At 73.4% G+C, this 18,548-nt stretch carries 15 protein-coding genes; 6 read left to right on the top strand and 9 right to left on the bottom strand.

Annotated elements, in window-relative coordinates:
• Positions 1–82 precede the first annotated feature (82 nt).
• Positions 83–1,951, top strand: coding sequence for a translational GTPase TypA (gene typA / locus ACN27C_RS18255; RefSeq protein WP_121682992.1), 1,869 nt, complete (start codon positions 83–85; stop codon positions 1,949–1,951).
• A 592-nt stretch (positions 1,952–2,543) separates the two neighbouring features.
• Here the strand turns inward: typA and ACN27C_RS18250 are convergent.
• A complete protein-coding gene (locus ACN27C_RS18250; RefSeq protein WP_422746958.1) occupies positions 2,544–3,209 on the bottom strand; it encodes a class I SAM-dependent methyltransferase in 666 nt (221 codons plus the stop codon).
• Positions 3,210–3,270: 61 nt separating this feature from the next.
• Between ACN27C_RS18250 and ACN27C_RS18245 the strand changes: the two genes are divergently transcribed.
• The gene (locus tag ACN27C_RS18245) at positions 3,271–4,134 is read left to right on the top strand and encodes a serine hydrolase (RefSeq protein WP_422746956.1); all 864 of its coding nucleotides are present in this window, start codon (positions 3,271–3,273) and stop codon (positions 4,132–4,134) included.
• A gap of 5 nt (positions 4,135–4,139) precedes the next feature.
• On the opposite strand, the gene ACN27C_RS18240 is transcribed toward ACN27C_RS18245, so the two are convergent.
• Positions 4,140–4,937, bottom strand: a complete 798-nt coding sequence (locus tag ACN27C_RS18240; RefSeq protein ID WP_121686262.1) for a tyrosine-protein phosphatase — start codon at positions 4,935–4,937, stop codon at positions 4,140–4,142.
• Between the two features lie 44 nt (positions 4,938–4,981).
• On the opposite strand from ACN27C_RS18240, the gene ACN27C_RS18235 reads away from it, so the two are divergent.
• Both ACN27C_RS18235 and ACN27C_RS18230 read left to right on the top strand, forming a co-directional pair.
• Positions 4,982–6,079, top strand: coding sequence for a mandelate racemase/muconate lactonizing enzyme family protein (locus ACN27C_RS18235; protein ID WP_422746953.1), 1,098 nt, complete (start codon positions 4,982–4,984; stop codon positions 6,077–6,079).
• A 57-nt stretch (positions 6,080–6,136) separates the two neighbouring features.
• Positions 6,137–7,258 (top strand): NlpC/P60 family protein, encoded by a 1,122-nt coding sequence (locus tag ACN27C_RS18230; protein WP_422746951.1) that lies wholly within the window; start codon positions 6,137–6,139, stop codon positions 7,256–7,258.
• A gap of 58 nt (positions 7,259–7,316) precedes the next feature.
• Here ACN27C_RS18230 and ACN27C_RS18225 read toward each other — a convergent pair whose 3' ends face one another.
• Positions 7,317–8,315: a TerC family protein gene (locus ACN27C_RS18225; RefSeq protein ID WP_013287495.1), complete on the bottom strand. Its 999-nt coding sequence runs from the start codon at positions 8,313–8,315 to the stop codon at positions 7,317–7,319.
• Positions 8,316–8,704: 389 nt separating this feature from the next.
• Here ACN27C_RS18225 and ACN27C_RS18220 point away from each other — a divergent pair, with 389 nt between their 5' ends.
• On the top strand, positions 8,705–8,998 hold the full coding sequence (locus ACN27C_RS18220) for an antibiotic biosynthesis monooxygenase family protein (RefSeq protein ID WP_128138380.1): 294 nt from the start codon (positions 8,705–8,707) through the stop codon (positions 8,996–8,998).
• A 108-nt stretch (positions 8,999–9,106) separates the two neighbouring features.
• Here ACN27C_RS18220 and ACN27C_RS18215 read toward each other — a convergent pair whose 3' ends face one another.
• The 4 genes from ACN27C_RS18215 to uvrB form a co-directional block, all read right to left on the bottom strand.
• The gene (locus tag ACN27C_RS18215; protein WP_120568896.1) at positions 9,107–10,006 is read right to left on the bottom strand and encodes a DUF5753 domain-containing protein; all 900 of its coding nucleotides are present in this window, start codon (positions 10,004–10,006) and stop codon (positions 9,107–9,109) included.
• 85 nt (positions 10,007–10,091) lie between these two features.
• Positions 10,092–10,460 carry a VOC family protein gene (locus ACN27C_RS18210; protein WP_422746948.1) on the bottom strand — a complete coding sequence of 123 codons (369 nt, stop codon included), beginning with the start codon at positions 10,458–10,460 and terminating at the stop codon, positions 10,092–10,094.
• Between the two features lie 25 nt (positions 10,461–10,485).
• Positions 10,486–11,322 (bottom strand): helix-turn-helix domain-containing protein, encoded by an 837-nt coding sequence (locus ACN27C_RS18205; protein WP_422746945.1) that lies wholly within the window; start codon positions 11,320–11,322, stop codon positions 10,486–10,488.
• Between the two features lie 25 nt (positions 11,323–11,347).
• Positions 11,348–13,453, bottom strand: coding sequence for an excinuclease ABC subunit UvrB (gene uvrB, locus ACN27C_RS18200; RefSeq protein WP_422746943.1), 2,106 nt, complete (start codon positions 13,451–13,453; stop codon positions 11,348–11,350).
• 296 nt (positions 13,454–13,749) lie between these two features.
• Here uvrB and ACN27C_RS18195 point away from each other — a divergent pair, with 296 nt between their 5' ends.
• Entirely contained in the window at positions 13,750–15,363 is a 1,614-nt protein-coding gene (locus ACN27C_RS18195) for a hypothetical protein (protein ID WP_422746941.1), read from the top strand.
• Between the two features lie 38 nt (positions 15,364–15,401).
• Here the strand turns inward: ACN27C_RS18195 and coaE are convergent, their stop codons facing one another.
• Positions 15,402–16,580, bottom strand: coding sequence for a dephospho-CoA kinase (gene coaE, locus ACN27C_RS18190; protein WP_422746939.1), 1,179 nt, complete (start codon positions 16,578–16,580; stop codon positions 15,402–15,404).
• 161 nt (positions 16,581–16,741) lie between these two features.
• The gene (rpsA, locus tag ACN27C_RS18185) at positions 16,742–18,271 is read right to left on the bottom strand and encodes a 30S ribosomal protein S1 (protein WP_121682996.1); all 1,530 of its coding nucleotides are present in this window, start codon (positions 18,269–18,271) and stop codon (positions 16,742–16,744) included.
• Between the last annotated feature and the right edge of the window lie 277 nt (positions 18,272–18,548).

Here is an 18,548-nt window from a genome sequence, read left to right as displayed (position 1 = left end):
CAGCACTTTCGACGCAGATCCGGGCGATCTCGGGGTGACCCCGAGGCGTGCCCCGGCAACCGCAGACAGGAGTATGGAGGGTATGCAGCTACGCACCGACCTCCGCAACGTCGCCATCATCGCCCACGTCGACCACGGCAAGACGACCCTGGTCGACGCCATGTTGCGGCAGGCCGGCGCCTACGGCGCCCGTGGTGAGACCACCGAGCGGGTCATGGACTCGATGGACCTCGAGCGCGAGAAGGGCATCACCATCCTCGCCAAGAACACCGGCGTGCGGTACATGCCGGCGGACGGCTCGGAACCGGTCACCATCAACATCATCGACACCCCCGGTCACGCCGACTTCGGCGGCGAGGTCGAGCGCGGCCTGACCATGGTCGACGGTGTGGTGCTGCTGGTCGACGCCAGCGAGGGCCCCCTGCCGCAGACCCGGTTCGTGCTCCGCAAGGCGCTGCGCGCCCGGCTGCCGATCATCCTGGTGATCAACAAGGTGGACCGTCCGGACGCCCGGATCAAGGAGGTCGTGGACGACACCTACGAGCTGTTCCTCGACCTGGACGCCGACGAGGAGCAGATCGACTTCCCGATCGTCTACGCCTGCGCCCGCGACGGCATCGCCTCGCTGACCCAGCCCGCCGACGGCGCCGTCCCGGACGACAGCAGCAACCTGGAGCCGCTGTTCCGCACGCTGCTGGACACCATCCCCGCGCCCGCGTACGACGAGGGCGCGCCGCTCCAGGCCCACGTCACCAACCTCGACGCCTCGCCGTTCCTGGGCCGGCTCGCGCTGTGCCGGGTCCGCCAGGGCACGATCAGCAAGGGCCAGACCGTGGCCTGGTGCCGCACCGACGGCAGCACCCAGCGGGTACGCATCTCCGAGCTGCTGATGACCGAGGGCCTGGAGCGCAAGCCGGCCGAGTCCGCCGGGCCGGGCGACATCATCGCCGTCGCCGGCATCCCGGAGATCATGATCGGTGAGACGCTGGCCGACGCCGAGAACCCGGTGCCGCTGCCGCTGATCACCGTGGACGAGCCGGCCATCTCGATGACCATCGGCACCAACAACTCGCCGCTGGTCGGCCGGGTCAAGGGCGCCAAGGTCACCGCCCGGATGGTCAAGGACCGGCTCGACAAGGAGCTGATCGGCAACGTGTCGCTGCGGGTGCTGCCCACCGAGCGGCCGGACGCCTGGGAGGTGCAGGGCCGCGGCGAGCTGGCCCTGGCGATCCTGGTCGAGCAGATGCGCCGCGAGTCCTTCGAGCTGACCGTCGGCAAGCCGCAGGTCGTCACCAAGGAGATCGACGGCAAGACCTGCGAGCCGGTCGAGCGGCTGACCATCGACTCCCCGGAGGAGTACCTGGGCGCCATCACCCAGCTCCTGGCCACCCGCAAGGGCCGGATGGAGCAGCTGGTCAACCACGGCACCGGCTGGATCCGGATGGAGTGGCTGGTCCCGGCGCGCGGCCTGATCGGCTTCCGGACCGAGTTCCTCACCGAGACCCGCGGCACCGGCATCCTGCACCACGTCTTCGAGTCGTACGAGCCGTGGTTCGGCGAGCTGCGCACCCGCAACAACGGGTCGCTGGTCGCCGACCGGTCCGGCGCGGTCACCGCGTTCGCGATGACCAACCTCCAGGAGCGCGGCCAGCTCTTCGTCGAGCCGGGCACCGAGGTGTACGAGGGCATGATCGTCGGCGAGAACTCCCGCTCCGACGACATGGACGTCAACATCACCAAGGAGAAGAAGCTCACCAACATGCGCTCGTCCACCGCGGACGAGACCGAGAAGCTGATCCCGCCGCGCAAGCTGTCCCTGGAGCAGGCGCTGGAGTTCTGCCGCGAGGACGAGTGCGTCGAGGTCACCCCGGCCGCGGTGCGCATCCGCAAGGTGGTGCTGGACCAGACCCAGCGCGGCCGGATGGCCGCCCGCCGCAAGCACGCCGGCTGACGCACCGTCCGCTCACGAGCCCACAACCGGGAGCCCGGCCCGCCCCTTCGGCGGACCGGGCTCCCCCCTTCCCACCGGTCGCCGGTCGCCGGTCGCCGGTCGCCGGTCGCCGGTCGATCATGAAGTTGGCGGCAGTTCCGGAGATCAAGTCCGCCGCCAACTTCATGATCGACGGGGCGGGCGGGAGATCTTGGTACGAAATGGCCCTCATGGGGGCGCTTTCCTTCCAAGATCTCCGCGCGTCTCGTTGTGTGGACGCGGGATCCCGGTACCCGGGATCAGGCGGCGAGGGCGGCCGGTGCGGGCAGGGCGGGGGTGAGGTGAAGGGCGAGAGTGGATCGCCGGGCTGGAGCGAGGGCGGGGCGGCAGCGGAACCTGCCCGCCGACGGACGAGCGCGGCGACGGGCGCGAGACGACGCTACGGGCGCGAGGCTGGCGACAGATGCGAGACGGCGAGACGCGCCACGAGCCCACACCGCGCAACCGGACGCGGGACAGCGCCACGAGCCCTCACCGCGCAACCGGACGCGAGACGCACCACGGGGCCATTACCGCGCCTCGGACGCGAGGTGAAGTCACGGCAACGCTGGTGTCAGTGGAGTTTGGTGGCCGCCAGGGCCAGGACGTCGGGGACGGGGCCGGAACCGGACTCCACCACCCGGGTCAGCCGCAGTCCGGCGGCCGCCACGGCGTCCAGCAGTCCGGCCAGGGGCAGGTGCCAGGCGCCGACCCGGGCCCGGACCCCGACCGAGTTCCACGAGCGGACCGTGTGCTCACGCGAGGCGTACCCGCCGTCGATCACGATCCGCTCCGGTTCGGACCGGTCGGCGAACGCGCCGACGAAACACGGGTGCACGCCGACGTGCACCAGCCGGCCGCCGGGTGCCAGCACCCGCGCCGCCTCGGCGACCGCCGCCGGGTAGTCCGGCATGTCGGTGTGCGCGAGCACGCAGACCACAGCCGGCACGGCGCCGCTGGCCAGCGGCAGCGCGGTCGCGTCGGCCCGGGCCACCGGCAGCCGGGCGCGGGCGTGGCGCAGCTGTCCGCCGGACAGGTCCACCCCCACCGGTGTCCACCCGAGACGGCGCACCTCGGCCGCGTGCGCCCCGGTGCCGCAGCACAGGTCCACGCACCGGCCCGGCCCGTCGCCCAGCAGGTCGGCCAGCACCGACCGGACCCGGTCCATGTAGACCGACGAGGTCTCGCTGGCGTACTCCTCGTACCAGTCGGCGATGTCGTCGTACAACGGGGTCGTCATCTCCGCACGCTAGCCCCGTACCGGGCCCGCCGCTGCCCCGCAGATCGGCTACGGTGCGGTCATGATCTGGGAGGAGCTCGACGCGCACCTGGACAAGGTGCCCGGCACCGTCTCCGCGTACGTGGGCCGGCCCGGCGCGCGACCCACGTGGATGCGGCGGGCCGACGCCACCCACTACGCGGCGAGCACCATGAAGCTCGCAGTGCTGGTGGCGCTGTTCCGCGCCGCCGAGGCCGGCCGGCTCGACCTGGACGCGCCGGTGCCGGTGCGCAACTCGTTCGACTCCGCGCTGTCCGGCGCGCCCCGGTTCGCCAACGACCGCGACTACGACAACGACGAGGCGGTCTGGGACCGCGTCGGCGGCGAGGCGTCGCTGCGCTGGCTCGCCGAGCGGATGATCGTCCGGTCCAGCAACCTGGCCACGAACATCTGCATCGGCCAGGTGGGGCTGCCCGCCGTGGCGCAGGCGTGGGCGCTCGCCGGGGCGCGGCACAGCGTCACCGGCCGCGGCATCGAGGACTTCGCCGCCCGCGACTCCGGCATCGACAACCTGGTCACCGCCGCCGACCTGGCCGCCCTGCTCGGTGAGCTGGCGCTCGGCGCGACCCGGCCCGGCCCGCTCGCCTCACCGGCCGGCTGCGCCGCCATGCTCGACGTGCTCGTCGCGCAGGAACACCGCGAGGACCTGGCCGCCGGGCTGCCCGACGGCACCCGGATCGCGCACAAGAACGGCTGGGTACGCGGCGTGCGCCACGGCGCGGGCGTGGTGTTCCCGGACGACGCGCCGCCGTACACGATCGTCGTCTGCACCACCACCGACCTGGCCGACGGCGGCGCGGACGGTGAGGTCGAGGACGACGCCTGCCGCCTGATCGCGCACGTCTCGGAGCGGGTCTGGGCCGCCCGGCACGACCTGGCCGGCTGACCCGGCTACTCCAGCAGCCGCTCGCGCAACGCGGCGCGGTCGGCGTCGGTCACCCCCAGACCGTCCCGCAGGTACGCCTCGAACGAGCCGTGCGCGCGGCGCACCTCGTCGTAGGCGGCGTCCAGGTATTCCGGGCGCACCTCCAGCAGCGGCCGGGCCACCGCCGGGTCCAGGTCCGGCCGGCGCTGGATCATCGCCGACAGCAGCACCTCGCGCAGGCTCTCGGTCAGCTCGTTGTGCACCAGGTAGTCGGCGCGGATCGCCTCCTCCTCCACCCCCAGCGCGGTCAGCAGCACCACCGACAGCCAGCCGGTCCGGTCCTTGCCGGCCGAGCAGTGGAACAGCAGCGGCAGGTTCGCGCCGTCGGCGGCCAGCCGCACCGCTTCGCCGAACCCGGCCCGCGCCGACTCACCGGTGACGAACCAGCGGTAGATCGCCGTCATCGCCCCCGGCATGCCCTCGCGGGCCAGCGCCGCGTACGCGTCCAGGTCGTGGCCCTGCAACACCGCCGAGACGTACGTGAACACCGGGTGCGCCGCGTCGTAGACCGGCAGGTGCACAGTGCGGGGCTCCCCCACCAGCCGGTCCGGCGGGGCCACCGCCTGCTCGTGGACGTCGCGCAGGTCCACCACGCACGCCGGGCCGAGCTTGCCCAGCACCGGCAGGTCCTCGTCGGTCAGCCGGCCCAGCGCGGGCGTGCGGATGAGCCGTCCCGCCCGTACCCGCCGCCCGTCGGTCGTCGGCAGTCCACCCAGGTCACGCGCGTTCGGCGCGCCCACCAGCTCCCATTCCCGCCCGGCCATCGGCCCTCCCCTGCTCGGTGCCAGTTGGCTATAGGGTGCCCCACATGACGATCGCCGCGGTACGCACCCACCGGCTCTCGGCCCCCTTACACACCCCGTTCGTCACCGCGCTGCGCCGCACCACCACCGTGGACACGCTGGTCGTGGAGGTGATCGACGGCGACGGGCGCTCGGGTTTCGGGGAGGCGCCGCAGGTCTGGCAGGTCACCGGCGCGTCGGTCGCGGGCGCCGAGGCGTGCGTCCGCCAGATGCTCGCGCCGCTGCTGATCGGCCGCGACGCCGACGACCTCCAGGCGGCCTGCGCGCTGGTGCGCCGCGCCGTGGTGGGCAACGAGTCGGCGAAGGCGGCGCTCGACGTGGCGCTGCACGACCTGGCCGCGCGGCGGCTCGGCGTACCCCTGGTGCGTCTGCTCGGCGGCACGGCGCTGCGCGTGCCGACCGACGTCACGCTGGCCGCCGGTGACGCGGTGGACCTGGCCGCGACGGCGGCGCGGCGCGGCGCCGAGGGGTTCACGGTGCTCAAGCTCAAGGTCGGCACGGACGCCCGCGGCGACCTGGACCGGGTCCGTGCGGTGCGGGCCGCGGTCGGGCCGGACGTGCGGATCCGGCTGGACGCCAACCAGGGCTGGACGCCCCGGGAGGCGGTCCGGGTGATCCGGGCGATCGAGGACGCGGGGCTCGACGTGGAGCTGGTCGAGCAGCCGGTGCACCGCCGCGACCTGGACGGGCTGGCCTGGGTCAGCGACCGGGTGGACCTGCCGATCCTGGCCGACGAGTCCGTCTTCGACGTGCGCGACCTGGTCGAGGTGATCCGGCGGCGGGCCGCCGACATGGTCAACGTGAAGCTGGCCAAGTGCGGCGGCCTGCAACCGGCCCGCACGCTGCTCGACCTGGCCGCCGCGCAGGGCATGGGCACCATCGTCGGTTCGATGATGGAGGGGCCGGTCGGGGTCGGCGCCGCGGCCAGCCTGGTCGCCGCCTACGGCACCACGGCCGTGTCGGACCTCGACGCCGCCTGGTGGCTGGCCTGGTCGCCGGTCGCCGGGGGCATCCGGTACGAGGGCGCGAGCGTGCTCCTGCCCGACGCGCCAGGGCTGGGCGTCACCGGACTACGTGAAGCTAAGATTCAGACACATGCTTGAGCATCGTCAGAATTTTTCATATGGTCGCCCCGACGACCACCGCAGAGAGGGGTACGCGTGGCGCCTCAGCCCGGCCGCCGGGCCGTCGTACGGGTACCGGTGGCGACCCTCTGGACCGCGCCCGAGGCGGTACGCCCGATCGACTGTCCCGCCCTCGCCGGCTCCCCCGACGTCGCCGCCTGGATCGCCGGCATGGACCGCGACCAGCTCGTCGGTGACTGCGTCCTGACCCAGCTGCTGCTCGGCGAGCCGGTGCGCGTCACCGAGACCCGGCCGGACGGCTGGGTACGGGTGGTGGCGCTGGGCCAGCCCGCGGCGAAGCTCGGCGCGGACGGCTACCCGGGCTGGCTGCGGGCCGCCCACCTGGCCGATCCCGCCGACGCCGGCCCGTCCTCCACTCATCCGGCCGACGCCGGCCCCGCGCTGTCCGGCACCGCTCCGGCCGGGCCGGCCGCTACCGGCACATCCGGTCCTGGCCCGTCCGGTCCCGGTCCGTCCGGCTCCGGTCCGTCCGGCTCCGGTCTGTCCGGTCCTGTCCCCGCCGGTACCGGTTCGGCCGGTTCCGGTTCCGGTCCGGCCGGCACCGGTTCGGCCGCCCACCGCCCGCTGACCGTCGACGTCGCCCACACCGCGTTGCGCGCCGGGCCGGACGGCGACGCGGCGCTCACCGGCGTGGTCCTCGGCACCCGGCTCACCCCGGCCGGGCCGGCGGTGGACGGCAGGCGCCCGGTCCGCGTACCCGGGCGGGCCGACCCGCTCTGGGCCACGGAGGACGACCTGGTGCCGCTGCCCGCCGAGCGTCCGGAGGCCGAGAAGGTGCTCGCGGTCGCCGAGCGGCTGCGCGACCTGGTCTACGTCTGGGGCGGCATGTCCACCGACGGCATCGACTGCTCCGGTCTGGTGCACCTGGCCTGGCGGCGGTACGGGATCACGCTCCCCCGCGACGCCGACGACCAGGCGGCGGCGACCTCGCGGGTGCCGCTGGACGCCGAGCGCCCCGGCGACCTCTACTTCTTCGCCCGGCCCGGCCGGCGCATCCACCACGTCGGGATCGTGTCGGCCGAGCCGCGCGGCGGCCGGCGCCGGATGCTGCACGCCTGCTATCTGACCCGCCGGGTGGTCGAGGAGGAGCTGCCCGCCGACCGGACCGCCACCCTCGTCGGCGCCCACCGCGTCTGACCCCGGACACGCCGCGGGGCGCCCCCCGGGATGGGAGCGCCCCGGCGGTACGGGTGGGTCAGCGGCGGGCCTGGGCCAGTTCCCGGCGCCGGTCCCGCGACGACTTCGCCAGGCTGGCGGCCGTGGCCACGGCCAGGGTGCCGAGGATGACAGTGAGCGAGAGCCAGATCGGGATGTGCGGGGCCCACGCCACGTGCTCTCCGCCGTTGATGAACGGCAGGTTGTTCTCGGCCAGCGCCTCCAGCACCAGCTTGACGCCGATGAAGCCGAGCACCACGGCGAGGCCGTAGCTGAGGTAGATGAGCCGGTCCAGCAGGCCGCCGAGCAGGAAGTAGAGCTGCCGCAGCCCCATCAGCGCGAACACGTTGGCGGTGAAGACCAGGTACGGCTCCTGGGTGATGCCGAAGATCGCCGGGATCGAGTCCAGCGCGAAGATCAGGTCGGTGGTGCCGATCGCGATCATCACGATCAGCATCGGGGTGAACAGGCGCCGCCCGTGTTCGTGGGTGGTCATCCGCGCCCCGTCGTAGTCGCGGGACAGCGGCAGCGCCTTGCGGCTCCACCGGATCAGCAGGTTCTCGCTGAACTCGTCCTCGTCCGGCTCGCCCTGCCGGGCCAGGTTCACAGCGGTGTAGATGAGGAACGCGCCGAAGATGTAGAACACCCAGGAGAACTGGGAGATCAGCGCCGCGCCGGCCGCGATGAAGCCACCCCGCATGATCAGCGCCAGGATGATGCCGACGAGCAGCACCTTCTGCTGGTACTGCCGGGGCACCCCGAACCGGGCCATGATGATCACGAAGACGAAGAGGTTGTCCACCGAGAGGCTGTACTCGGTGAGCCAGCCGGTGTAGAACTCCCCCGCCACGCGGCCACCCGCGGTGAGCCAGAGGACCACGCCGAAGAGCAGCGCCAGGCCGACGTAGAAGCCCACCCACAGGCTGGACTCGCGGACGCTCGGCTCGTGCGGCCGCCGGCCGATGATGAACAGGTCGGCGAGCAGGACCGCGATCATCGCGATCAGCGTTACCGCCCACACCAATGCGGACACGTTCAAATCCATCCTCCGGCAGACACGCTGCGTCGGGCACACCGTACGCCCGGGTGCGGTGCCGGGGTGCGTCGACGCTGACAGGGGTGACTGTCGGAGGTCTCTTCCGCCGGAGCCCGCGTGCCGGGTTCCGACCGACGGAGCCGGGTCGGGCCACCGGGGGTGCCGGCGCTCTTCCGTGCTGACGACTCCGTCGCGGGGGAATACTCCCCTCCTCGGCCGCCATTGTTCACCATCGCACCCGGGTGGCGCATCTCCGGGCCACCCGTCGATGTCTCGACGTGCCGCGGCTCACGTCCCGCGGCGCGTCCTAGGAGGCTAGCCATGTGGCTGTGCGGGTGCCGGGATGTCACCCGGGACGCACCGGCGGCGGGCCGGCATGGCAGGCTGCCAGCATGGTTCTTGAGGTCGCGCTGATCGATGTCACGCCCGGACACGAGGACGAGTTCGCCGCCGCCTACGCGCAGGCGCGGCCGATCCTCGCCGGCGCCGAGGGCTGCCGCTCCGTGCGGATGACGCGGGGCGTGGAGTCGCCCACCCGGTTCGTGCTGCTCGTCGAGTGGGACTCGGTCGAGGCGCACGACGTGAACTTCCGCCAGACCGAGCGGTTCGCGCAGTGGCGCGGCCTGATCGGCCCGCACTTCGCCGGCCCGCCGCTGGTCGAGCACTTCGTCGACGTTCCGGCCTGAACTGTCGTACCGCTGTCGTAGCCTGCGCGCTGCGCGGCCACCGGTCCCGACGGTCATCGGGGGCGCCGGGCCCGGTGGTCGCGCCGCACCGACGGCGGGCCGTGCGCCTCACTCCAGCTCGTGCGGATCGCGCGGCCTGGGCACGGGCGCCGCACCGAGCCGCCGGGCCACCAGCTCGGCGGAGGCGTCCGCCGGCAGCGCCGCCGCCAGCAGCCGCTCGATGACGCGCTCGTAGTGGGTCACGTCCGCCTCGGCGACCAGCCGCAGGTCGGTCGTGAGCGTCTCCACCAGCACGGTGCGCGGGTCCTCCGGGTCCGGGTAGGAGTAGTACGAGAACGGCGCCAGCGGGTGCGGCCCGTCGCCGCTCGACGCCGCGGACCGCAGCACCCGGACGGTGACGCGGGGCCGTTCGGCGAGCGCGAGCAGATGCCGCATCTGGTCGCGCCACACGTCGGCGGGCAGGCCGTCCGGGTCGCAGACGCGCTCGTCCACCAGCGCGGTGTAGTGCGGCGGGTCCGGCCGGATCAGCAGTTCCTGGCGCGCCACCCGGGCGCGCACGTCGGCCTCCACGTCCACCTCCCCGGCCAGCGCCGCGCCGGCCGACACGCGCAGCCGGGCGTACGCCGGGGTCTGGAGCAGCCCGGGCACGAGCACGCACTGGTACTCCACGATGCGCTCCGCGCCCGCCTCCAGCTCGGCGTACGCCCGCTGGCGCTCCCCCATCTCGCCGAGCGCCTTCGACCAGCCCCGGCCGGTGGCGGCGTCACGGGCGATGACGATCAGCTCGTCGCGCTGCGGCGACGGCACCTCGTAGACGTCGAGCAGGTCGAGCACGTCGGCCAGGTCGGGCCGGCTCTGCCCCAGCTCGATGCGGGACAGCTTCGAGGTGGACGCCCAGCCCAGCCGGGCGCAGACCTGTTCGAGCGTGAGCGACTCGCGACGACGCAGTCGGCGCAGCTCCACACCGAGCCGCGCCCTCCGGACCACAGGACTTGCTGACAACGGCATGCACGCCTCCCGGGAGGGAGCGTACGCATCACCGTCACGCTCGGCAATACCTCGCCCACACAGCGCAACCGTGCGGGCGACGCGGTCAGGGGCGGTAGGTGCCGAACGACCAGACCAGACCGGCCAGGTCGCGGGCGGCGTAGTCGCGGGAGCCGTAGTCGGTGTCGAACGGCGCCCGGACGATCTCCGCCCCGGCCGACCGGGCGCGCTCGTGGTGCGCGTCGACATCGTCGATCGCCACGTAGACGCGGTAGTCGTCGTCGGCGGGCCGGGACCGCGGCGCCGGCCCCGGGCCGAGCATCACCAGATCGTCGCCGTACGCCACCTCGGCGTGGCCGATCGTGCCGTCGGGCAGTTCGTGGGCCTCGCGCACGGTGAAGCCGAACGCGGCACAGAGGAAGTCGACGGCGGCTCGCACGTCGGGATACCGCAGGACCGGATAGACGCTTCGCATGGCCGTCAGTCTGCCGCCAGCGCGGTCAGGCCGGATTGGACGAATGCGATCCGGGCGCGGTCAGCGCGGCCGGGGTGGCGCCGGCGAACTCGCGGAACTCGCGGATCAGGTGCGACTGGTCGTAGTAGCCCCACCGGGCGGCCCGCTCCGCCCACCCGGCGTCGTCCGGCACGGCGGCGTCCACGGTGAGCAGCGTCCGGCCCAGGCTCGCGTACGCCCGCTCGAAGCGCAGCAGGCGGGCGACGGTCTTCGGCGGCAGGCCGAACTCCCGCCGGAACCGGACCGACAGGTGACGGCGGGACCAGCCCACCTCCCCGGCGAGCGCGGCCACGCCGACCGCTCCCCCGCTGCCGTCCAGGCGCCGCCAGGCCGCCAGCAGGTGCGGGTCCACCGGCGCGGTCGACGCCAGCCGCGCGACCAGGGCCGCGTCGAGCCGGGCGAAGCGCTCCGGCCAGCCCGGCTCGCCGGCCAACTCGTCGCGCAGCCGGGCCAGCCAGCCCGCAACCGCGTCGACCGGCACCGCCCGGTTGGTCAGCTCGGCCAGCGGCAGCCCGAGCAGGCGGCGGGCCGCCGGGGCGGTCAGCAGCACCTGCACGCCGGTGCCGGTCCCGGCCGTCCGGGTGGCGCACCAGCCGTCGAACGGACCGGCCAGGAAGGCGTTTCCGGCGCACGCGCCGCGGCCGGGAGCACGCGGGTCGGTCACGTCCAGCGGGTCGCCCCAGCCGAGGATCAGCACGACGAACGCGCCCGCCGCCTCCCGGCGCACGAGCGGGACGGGCGCGTCCTCGCGGTAGCCGAGGTAGCGGTCCACCCACTGGCGCAGCGGCGGGTCGGGGCGCCCGATGACGGCCTCGGTCAGCATCGCGCCGCTCCGGCCGTCGCGCCGGTCACCGGACCCCTGTGGCGTCCATCCCGCGCAGTTCCTTCTTGAGGTCGGCGACCTCGTCGCGGATCCGCGCGGCCAGCTCGAACTGCAGCTCGCGCGCGGCGGCGAGCATCTGGTCGTTGAGCTCCTGGATGAGGTTGGCCAGGTCGGCCCGGGCCATCCCCTCGCGCGACGGGGTCGCGGCGGCGCCCCGGCGGCTGCGCGTCTCCTTGACCGGCGCCTTGCCCCGGGACAACTGCCGCACGGCCCCGCCGACGTTGCTGTTCTCGGTGTCCTCCGCCTCGCGGTAGATGTCGTCGAGGATGTCGTGGATCTTCTTGCGCAGCGGCTCCGGGCTGATGCCGTTCGCCTCGTTGTGGGCGATCTGCTTGGCCCGGCGCCGGTTGGTCTCGTCGATCGCGCTCGCCATCGACGGGGTGATCTTGTCGGCGTACATGTGGACCTGGCCGGAGACGTTACGGGCCGCGCGGCCGATGGTCTGGATCAGCGACCGGCCGCTGCGCAGGAAGCCCTCCTTGTCGGCGTCGAGGATCGCCACGAGCGAGACCTCGGGCAGGTCGAGGCCCTCCCGGAGCAGGTTGATGCCGACCAGCACGTCGTAGTCGCCCTTGCGCAGCTCGCGCAGCAGCTCGACGCGGCGCAGCGTGTCGACCTCGGAGTGCAGGTAACGCACCCGGATGCCGTTCTCCAGCAGGTAGTCGGAGAGGTCCTCGGCCATCTTCTTGGTGAGCGTGGTGACGAGCACCCGCTCGTCGCGCTCGGTACGCAGCTTGATCTCGTGCATGAGGTCGTCGATCTGCCCCTTGGTCGGCTTGACCACCACCTCGGGGTCGATCAGGCCGGTGGGCCGGATCACCTGCTCGACGAACTCGCCCTGCGCCTGCTCCAGCTCCCACGGGCCGGGGGTCGCGGAGAGGAAGACCATCTGGCCCACCCGCTCCAGGAACTCGTCGAAGCGCAGCGGCCGGTTGTCAGCCGCGCTGGGGAGCCGGAAACCGTGGTCGATGAGCATCCGCTTACGGGAGGCGTCACCCTCGTACATGCCGCCGATCTGCGGGATCGTCACGTGCGACTCGTCGACCACGGTGAGGAAGTCGTCGGGGAAGTAGTCGAGCAGACAGTGCGGCGGGCTGCCCGGCAGCCGGCCGTCGATGTGCATGGAGTAGTTCTCGATGCCGGAGCAGAAGCCCACCTGGCGCATCATCTCGATGTCGTAGGTGGTGCGCATGCGCAGCCGCTGGGCCTCCAGCAGCTTGCCCTGCCGTTCCAGCTCGGCCAGCCGCTCACCCAGCTCGGCCTCGATGTCGCGGATCGCCCGCTCCATCCGCTCGGGACCGGCGGCGTAGTGCGTGGCCGGGAAGATCATCAGACTGTCGACCTCGCGGACCACGTCACCGGTCAGCGGGTTGAGGTAGTAGAGCTTCTCGATCTCGTCACCGAACAGCTCGATCCGGACCGCCAGTTCCTCGTACGCCGGGATGATCTCCAGCGTGTCGCCGCGGACCCGGAACGTGCCGCGCTGGAAGGCCATGTCGTTGCGCGTGTATTGAATGTCGACCAGCCGGCGCAGCAACTGGTCGCGGTCCAGTTCCTGCCCGACCTTGACCCGCACGGCCCGGTCGAGGTACTCCTCCGGCGTGCCCAGGCCGTAGATCGCCGACACGGTGGCGACCACGATGACGTCCCGCCGGGTGAGCAGCGACATCGTGGCCGAGTGCCGCAGCCGCTCGACCTCCTCGTTGATCGAGGAGTCCTTCTCGATGTAGGTGTCGGTCTGCGGGATGTACGCCTCGGGCTGGTAGTAGTCGTAGTAGGAGACGAAGTATTCGACCGCGTTCTGCGGCAGCAGCTCGCCGAACTCCTTCGCGAGCTGGGCGGCGAGGGTCTTGTTGGGGGCGAGCACCAGGGTCGGCCGCTGGAGCCGCTCGACCAGCCACGCCGTGGTGGCGCTCTTGCCCGTGCCGGTCGCGCCGAGCAGCACCGTGTTGCGGTCGCCGCGCCGCACGCGACGCTCAAGCTCGCCGATGGCAGCCGGCTGGTCACCGGCCGGCTGGAACTCACTGACGACCTGGAAGCGGCCGTCGAGCCGGGGAATGTCGAGCGCCATGACACCAACGGTACGCCCGCGGTCCGACACTTCCGGCCACGACCACGGACCGTCCCTGATCGGCTTCGATATTCCCATTGTGTGGCTCATCTCACCGGTCTACCCTCGTACCGTAGGCCGCTCGCGGCGGCCGACCGGGCAGGTGATCGCCCCTCGCGGGCCGGTCGCCCCCGGCGCCAGGGCCGCAGCACCCGGGACGACCGGCGTGCGCGCCGACGGTGGTCGCGCGCAGCGCTGACCGGCCGCCGCGAGCGCCCCTGCTCGTCACCGAAACCCCGCTCTCGCGTTCTCCACTCGTGGGGACCTCTCCCGAGCGCCGGCCGCGACGCGAGCCCGACACCGGCACGCCCCCGCCCGCCGACGAGCCGGGCCGCCAGCGCGGCGCGAGCCGCCCGCACCGGCTCTCCGCCCGTGGCGACGGCGACCAGGCCGTCCCCCGGGAACCGGGCCGGGGTCACCGTCGCGGCCGCACCAGCACACCGACCCGGCCCGCCACGGTGGCCGGCCGGCGCCGCCGCGCCGACCCGCTCGCCGGCCGTCGTCCCACGCTCACCAACCGGCCGGGCGGCGACCCGGAACTGGACGGCGCCGACGACCCGCCGGACGGGCCGGACCGGCGCCGGATCGCGCTCGCCGCGCTCGTGGCAGCCGCCGCGATCTCCGCCGCGACGCTCGTCGCCGGCCTGCTGACCTGGGCACCCCACCGGGCCGACGAGACCGGTACGGCACGCCCGCTCACCGCCGCCGAAGCCGACCGGGTGGCCGCGCTGCGGGTCACCAACCTGCGCGACGTACGCGCCGGCGTCCGGGTCACAGTCGGGGCCGACGCCGCCCGTACCGAACTGGTCGGCTGGGTCGACTGGGCCCGCCCCCTGGTCTACCTGGACGTCGGCGGCCCGGGCGCGGGCGCCGACCGGGGCCTGGTCCAGGCCACCGCGTCCGCGCTGCTGGTGCGGCCCGACCCCGGCGCGCTCCCCACCCCGGCCCGGCCCCCGCTGGTGCCGCCGGCGGACCGGTGGCGGATGCGGGAGGCGGCCGGCGGGCACGGCCTGGGCGCGGTACGCGACCTGCTGATCGGGCTCGGCGCCGACCGGGTCGACCGGCCCGCCACCGACGGCCGGTGGCTGCGCGACGACCGGGTCGGCGGCGTCCCGGTGGACGTGCTCCAGGCGCCCCTCGCACCGGCTGGTGACCCGCCGCCGACGCTGTGGGTGGACGCGGACGCCCGCCTGCACCGGCTCACCGGCCGGCTGGCCGACGGCACACCCGTCACCGTCGACCTGACCCGCGCCGACCGGCCCACCCTGCATCCGGTGGACGCCCTCGGCGGCTGGCCCGGGCAGCCCCGGGCGCTCACCGACGACGAGGCCGTCCGGCTGGCCGCGCTGCCCGCCCGGCTACGGGCACTGGGCGGCGCGGCGGTGACGGTGGCCGCTCCGCTCGCCCCGTCGGCCGACCTGCTGGCCGCCGGCACGGTGGACTGGACGAGCCCGTCGGCGTACCTCGCGGTGATCGAGGAGGGCAGCGGCCGGCGTACCCTCCGCTGGGCCCGGCCGGGACGGGTGGCGCAGGTGCAGCGGTCTCCGGACGGGCCCGCCACACCCCCGACGCCGGTGCCGGCCGCGCTGCTCGCGGCCCCCGCGCGCCCGCCCGGCGACGACCTGGACCGGCTGCTCGACGCGGCGCTGCGGGCGGCCCGGCGCCCGCCGGCCGGCGACATCGTCCGGGTCCGGGAGGACCGCTTGGGCGACCGGACGGTCGACGTGTTCGAGCTGCCGGGCGGCCGCCGCCTGTGGCTGGACCGCGGTGGTCTGCCGCGCCGGATGGAACTACGGACCGGGCCGGGCGTGTGGATCCGGCTCGACCTCACGCCGGGGCGCGCGGCGGGCAGCGGCGGGTCGTCGGCCTAGCGTCGCGCTGAACGGCCGGCGTTCGCGGGACCGGCCTGTCAGGGCCGCCAGCCGGTCTGCGCGGCCCATTCCTCGGCGCGCAGGTGCTCCTCGTCGAACCAGGGATCGGTCACAGTGCCCCACGCGGCGTGCTCCGGCGCGGCCGCCGCCAGATCCCGCTTCACCTGCAGGTAGTCGGCCCGCCGCGCCGGGTCGGCGCGCAGGTGGTCGCGCACCAGCAGCGCGTGGCGCCAGCCGGGCGAGCCGGCCTCCCGCAGGTGCAGGCGCACCGGACGCCCCGGGTCCGCGCCGCCGTGCAGCCGCTTGGGCCAGCGCACCGGCTCCGGCTGCCGCGGGGCGTCCCACCAGTCGCCCGGCAGGCGCGGGAAACCCGCCTCGGCCAGCCGCTGCGCGAGCGGCCCGTCCGCCTCGTCGAGCGAGGACACCGTCACCTGGATGTCGATCACGTCCGGGGCGGCCAGCCCCGGCACCGCCGTGGAGCCGACGTGGTCGACCCGGATGTCACCGCCTGCCGCGTGGCGGATCCGGGCGGCCAGCCGGGCGTACTGCTCGGGCCAGGTCGGATCCGGTCCGGCGAGCGCCGCCGGGTCCGGTGGGACGGCGCGGCGCTCGCGGACGTTGCGCTCGTAGGGCAGCAGGCGGTCGCGCCAGAGGGCGTCCACCGCGGCGTGCAGCTCGGTGAGCGTGCCGTCGTTCGGGAGCAGCACGTCCGCGACCGCACGGCGGGTCTCGTCGTCGGCCTGCGCGGCGATGCGCCGCTGCGCCTCCGCCGGGGCCATGCCCCGGTCGCGGGTCAGCCGGGCCATCCGGGTCGGCACGGCCGTCTGCACCACGACCACCAGGTGGTACGTCGGCGCGAGTCCCACCTCGACCAGCAGCGGTACGTCGTTCACGACGATCGCGTCGGCGGGAGCGGCGGCGACCAGTTCGGCGCTGCGCGCGCGTACCCGCGGATGGGTGATCCCTTCGAGCGTGCGGCGGGCGGCCTCGTCGCCGAAGACCAGCGCGCCGAGGGCGGCCCGGTCCAGCGCCCCGTCGGCGTCCAGGACCTTGTCGGAGAAGGCGGCGACCACCTCGGCCAGCCCGTCGGTGCCGGGCGCGACGATCTCCCGGGCGATGCGGTCCGAGTCGACGATCACCGCGCCCAGCGCGGCGAGGCGGCTCGCCACCGCGCTCTTGCCCGATCCGATTCCGCCGGTCAGCCCCACCTTCAGCACCCGGACAGTCAACCGGATCGCTCGTCGGCATGCCAAACCGCCCCGGCGTACACGCGGGCCCCGCCCCCGGCGCTCCGCTGGTGCGGAACGCGGGGACGGGGCCCGTCGGTCAGAGGCAGCCGCCGGTTCGTCCGGTGGGACGAACCCGCGTCAGCGTCCGGTCACTTGCCGCCGGCGAGCTTCTCCCGCAGCGCGGCGAGCGCCTCGTCGGTCGCGAGCGTGCCGGCCGGCTCCTCGGCCTGACGGCTCGGGGCCGAGGTCGAGGTGGTGGTGCCGCTGGTGACGGGCGGAGCCGGGTTGGCAGCGGCCTCGGCGTCGGCGGCGCGGGAGGTCTGCACCTGCTTGGTGTGGGCCTCCCAGCGCTGACGCGCCTCGGCGTACTGCTGCTCCCAGGTCTCGCGCTGCTTGTCGTAGCCCTCGAGCCACTCGCCCGTCTCCGGGTCGAAGCCCTCCGGGTAGATGTAGTTGCCCTGCTCGTCGTACGTCGCGGCCATGCCGTAGAGGGTCGGGTCGAAGTGCTCCTCGCCCTCGACGAAGCCCTCGTTGGCCTGCTTGAGCGACAGCGAGATCCGGCGGCGCTCCAGGTCGATGTCGATGACCTTGACCATGACCTCGGAGCCGACCTGCACGACCTGCTCCGGGATCTCCACGTGGCGCTCGGCCAGCTCGGAGATGTGGACCAGGCCCTCGATGCCGTCGTCCACCCGGACGAACGCGCCGAACGGCACCAGCTTGGTGACCTTACCCGGCACGATCTGCTGGATCGCGTGGGTGCGGGCGAACTGACGCCACGGGTCCTCCTGCGTCGCCTTCAGCGACAGCGAGACCCGCTCGCGGTCCAGGTCGACGTCCAGGACCTCGACCTCGACCTCCTGGCCCACCTCGACGACCTCGGACGGGTGGTCGATGTGCTTCCAGGACAGCTCGGAGACGTGCACGAGGCCGTCCACGCCGCCCAGGTCGACGAACGCCCCGAAGTTGACGATCGAGGAGACGACGCCCTTGCGGACCTGCCCCTTCTGGAGCTTGTTGAGGAACTCGGTGCGCACCTCGGACTGCGTCTGCTCCAGCCAGGCACGGCGGGACAGGACCACGTTGTTGCGGTTCTTGTCCAGCTCGATGATCTTGGCTTCGAGCTCGCGGCCGACGTACGGCTGCAGGTCACGCACACGCCGCATCTCGACGAGCGACGCGGGCAGGAAGCCACGCAGGCCGATGTCGAGGATGAGACCACCCTTGACGACCTCGATGACCGAGCCGCGGACGACGCCGTCCTCGTCCTTGATCTTCTCGATCGTGCCCCAGGCCCGCTCGTACTGCGCCCGCTTCTTGGAGAGGATCAGCCGACCCTCCTTGTCCTCCTTCTGGAGGACGAGGGCCTCGATGTGGTCGCCCACCGAAACGACCTCGGCCGGGTCCACGTCGTGCTTGATCGACAGCTCCCGAGAGGGGATGACACCCTCGGTCTTGTAGCCGATGTCGAGCAGGACCTCGTCCCGATCGACCTTGACGACGGTGCCTTCGACAATGTCGCCGTCGTTGAAGTACTTGATGGTCTCGTCGATCGCGGCGAGGAAAGCTTCCTCAGAGCCGAGGTCGTCGTGGGTGACCTTGTTGGCGCTCGAGGTGGCCTCGATGCTGCTCGTCATGTGGGCGGTTGCTCCGGTCGGATGGGTTGTCACAGCGGGCATGGGTGTCGCAGTGACTCTTCCGCGCCAGCGGATCCGTCGCCGGGCACACCGAACGATCGACGCGAGAAGATCATTAGTGGCTCCGGTGACCGCGCACCTGCTCCCTGCCGAGGCACACGATCCGCGAGCGCATCGTCTAGCCTACCCGCTGCATTACCACAGCGTGCAAGCCCTCCCGGGTCCGTGCGAACTCATCCGCTGCGAAAGCGGAGATTTTGCTCGGTAAGGTGCCACAGCTGTCTCGTCCGTCACACCCGCCCCAACCGCCACCCCACCC

The sequence above is a fragment of the Micromonospora sp. WMMD1219 genome, assembly GCF_049315215.1.
GTDB classification, from domain to species: domain Bacteria; phylum Actinomycetota; class Actinomycetes; order Mycobacteriales; family Micromonosporaceae; genus Micromonospora; species Micromonospora tulbaghiae.
Note: the sequence above shows the minus strand (reverse complement) of the source record. Positions and strands in the feature narration are given on the sequence as shown.

Excerpts from the sequence above, each read along its gene's own strand:
- typA (WP_121682992.1), top strand. The coding sequence starts at position 83 with ATGCAGCTACGCACCGACCTCCGCAACGTCGCCATCATCGCCCACGTC.
- ACN27C_RS18250 (WP_422746958.1), bottom strand. The coding sequence starts at position 3,209 with ATGACGACCCCGTTGTACGACGACATCGCCGACTGGTACGAGGAGTAC.
- ACN27C_RS18245 (WP_422746956.1), top strand. The coding sequence starts at position 3,271 with ATGATCTGGGAGGAGCTCGACGCGCACCTGGACAAGGTGCCCGGCACC.
- ACN27C_RS18240 (WP_121686262.1), bottom strand. The coding sequence starts at position 4,937 with ATGGCCGGGCGGGAATGGGAGCTGGTGGGCGCGCCGAACGCGCGTGAC.
- ACN27C_RS18235 (WP_422746953.1), top strand. The coding sequence starts at position 4,982 with ATGACGATCGCCGCGGTACGCACCCACCGGCTCTCGGCCCCCTTACAC.
- ACN27C_RS18220 (WP_128138380.1), top strand. The coding sequence starts at position 8,705 with ATGGTTCTTGAGGTCGCGCTGATCGATGTCACGCCCGGACACGAGGAC.
- ACN27C_RS18215 (WP_120568896.1), bottom strand. The coding sequence starts at position 10,006 with ATGCCGTTGTCAGCAAGTCCTGTGGTCCGGAGGGCGCGGCTCGGTGTG.
- ACN27C_RS18210 (WP_422746948.1), bottom strand. The coding sequence starts at position 10,460 with ATGCGAAGCGTCTATCCGGTCCTGCGGTATCCCGACGTGCGAGCCGCC.
- ACN27C_RS18205 (WP_422746945.1), bottom strand. The coding sequence starts at position 11,322 with ATGCTGACCGAGGCCGTCATCGGGCGCCCCGACCCGCCGCTGCGCCAG.
- uvrB (WP_422746943.1), bottom strand. The coding sequence starts at position 13,453 with ATGGCGCTCGACATTCCCCGGCTCGACGGCCGCTTCCAGGTCGTCAGT.
- rpsA (WP_121682996.1), bottom strand. The coding sequence starts at position 18,271 with ATGCCCGCTGTGACAACCCATCCGACCGGAGCAACCGCCCACATGACG.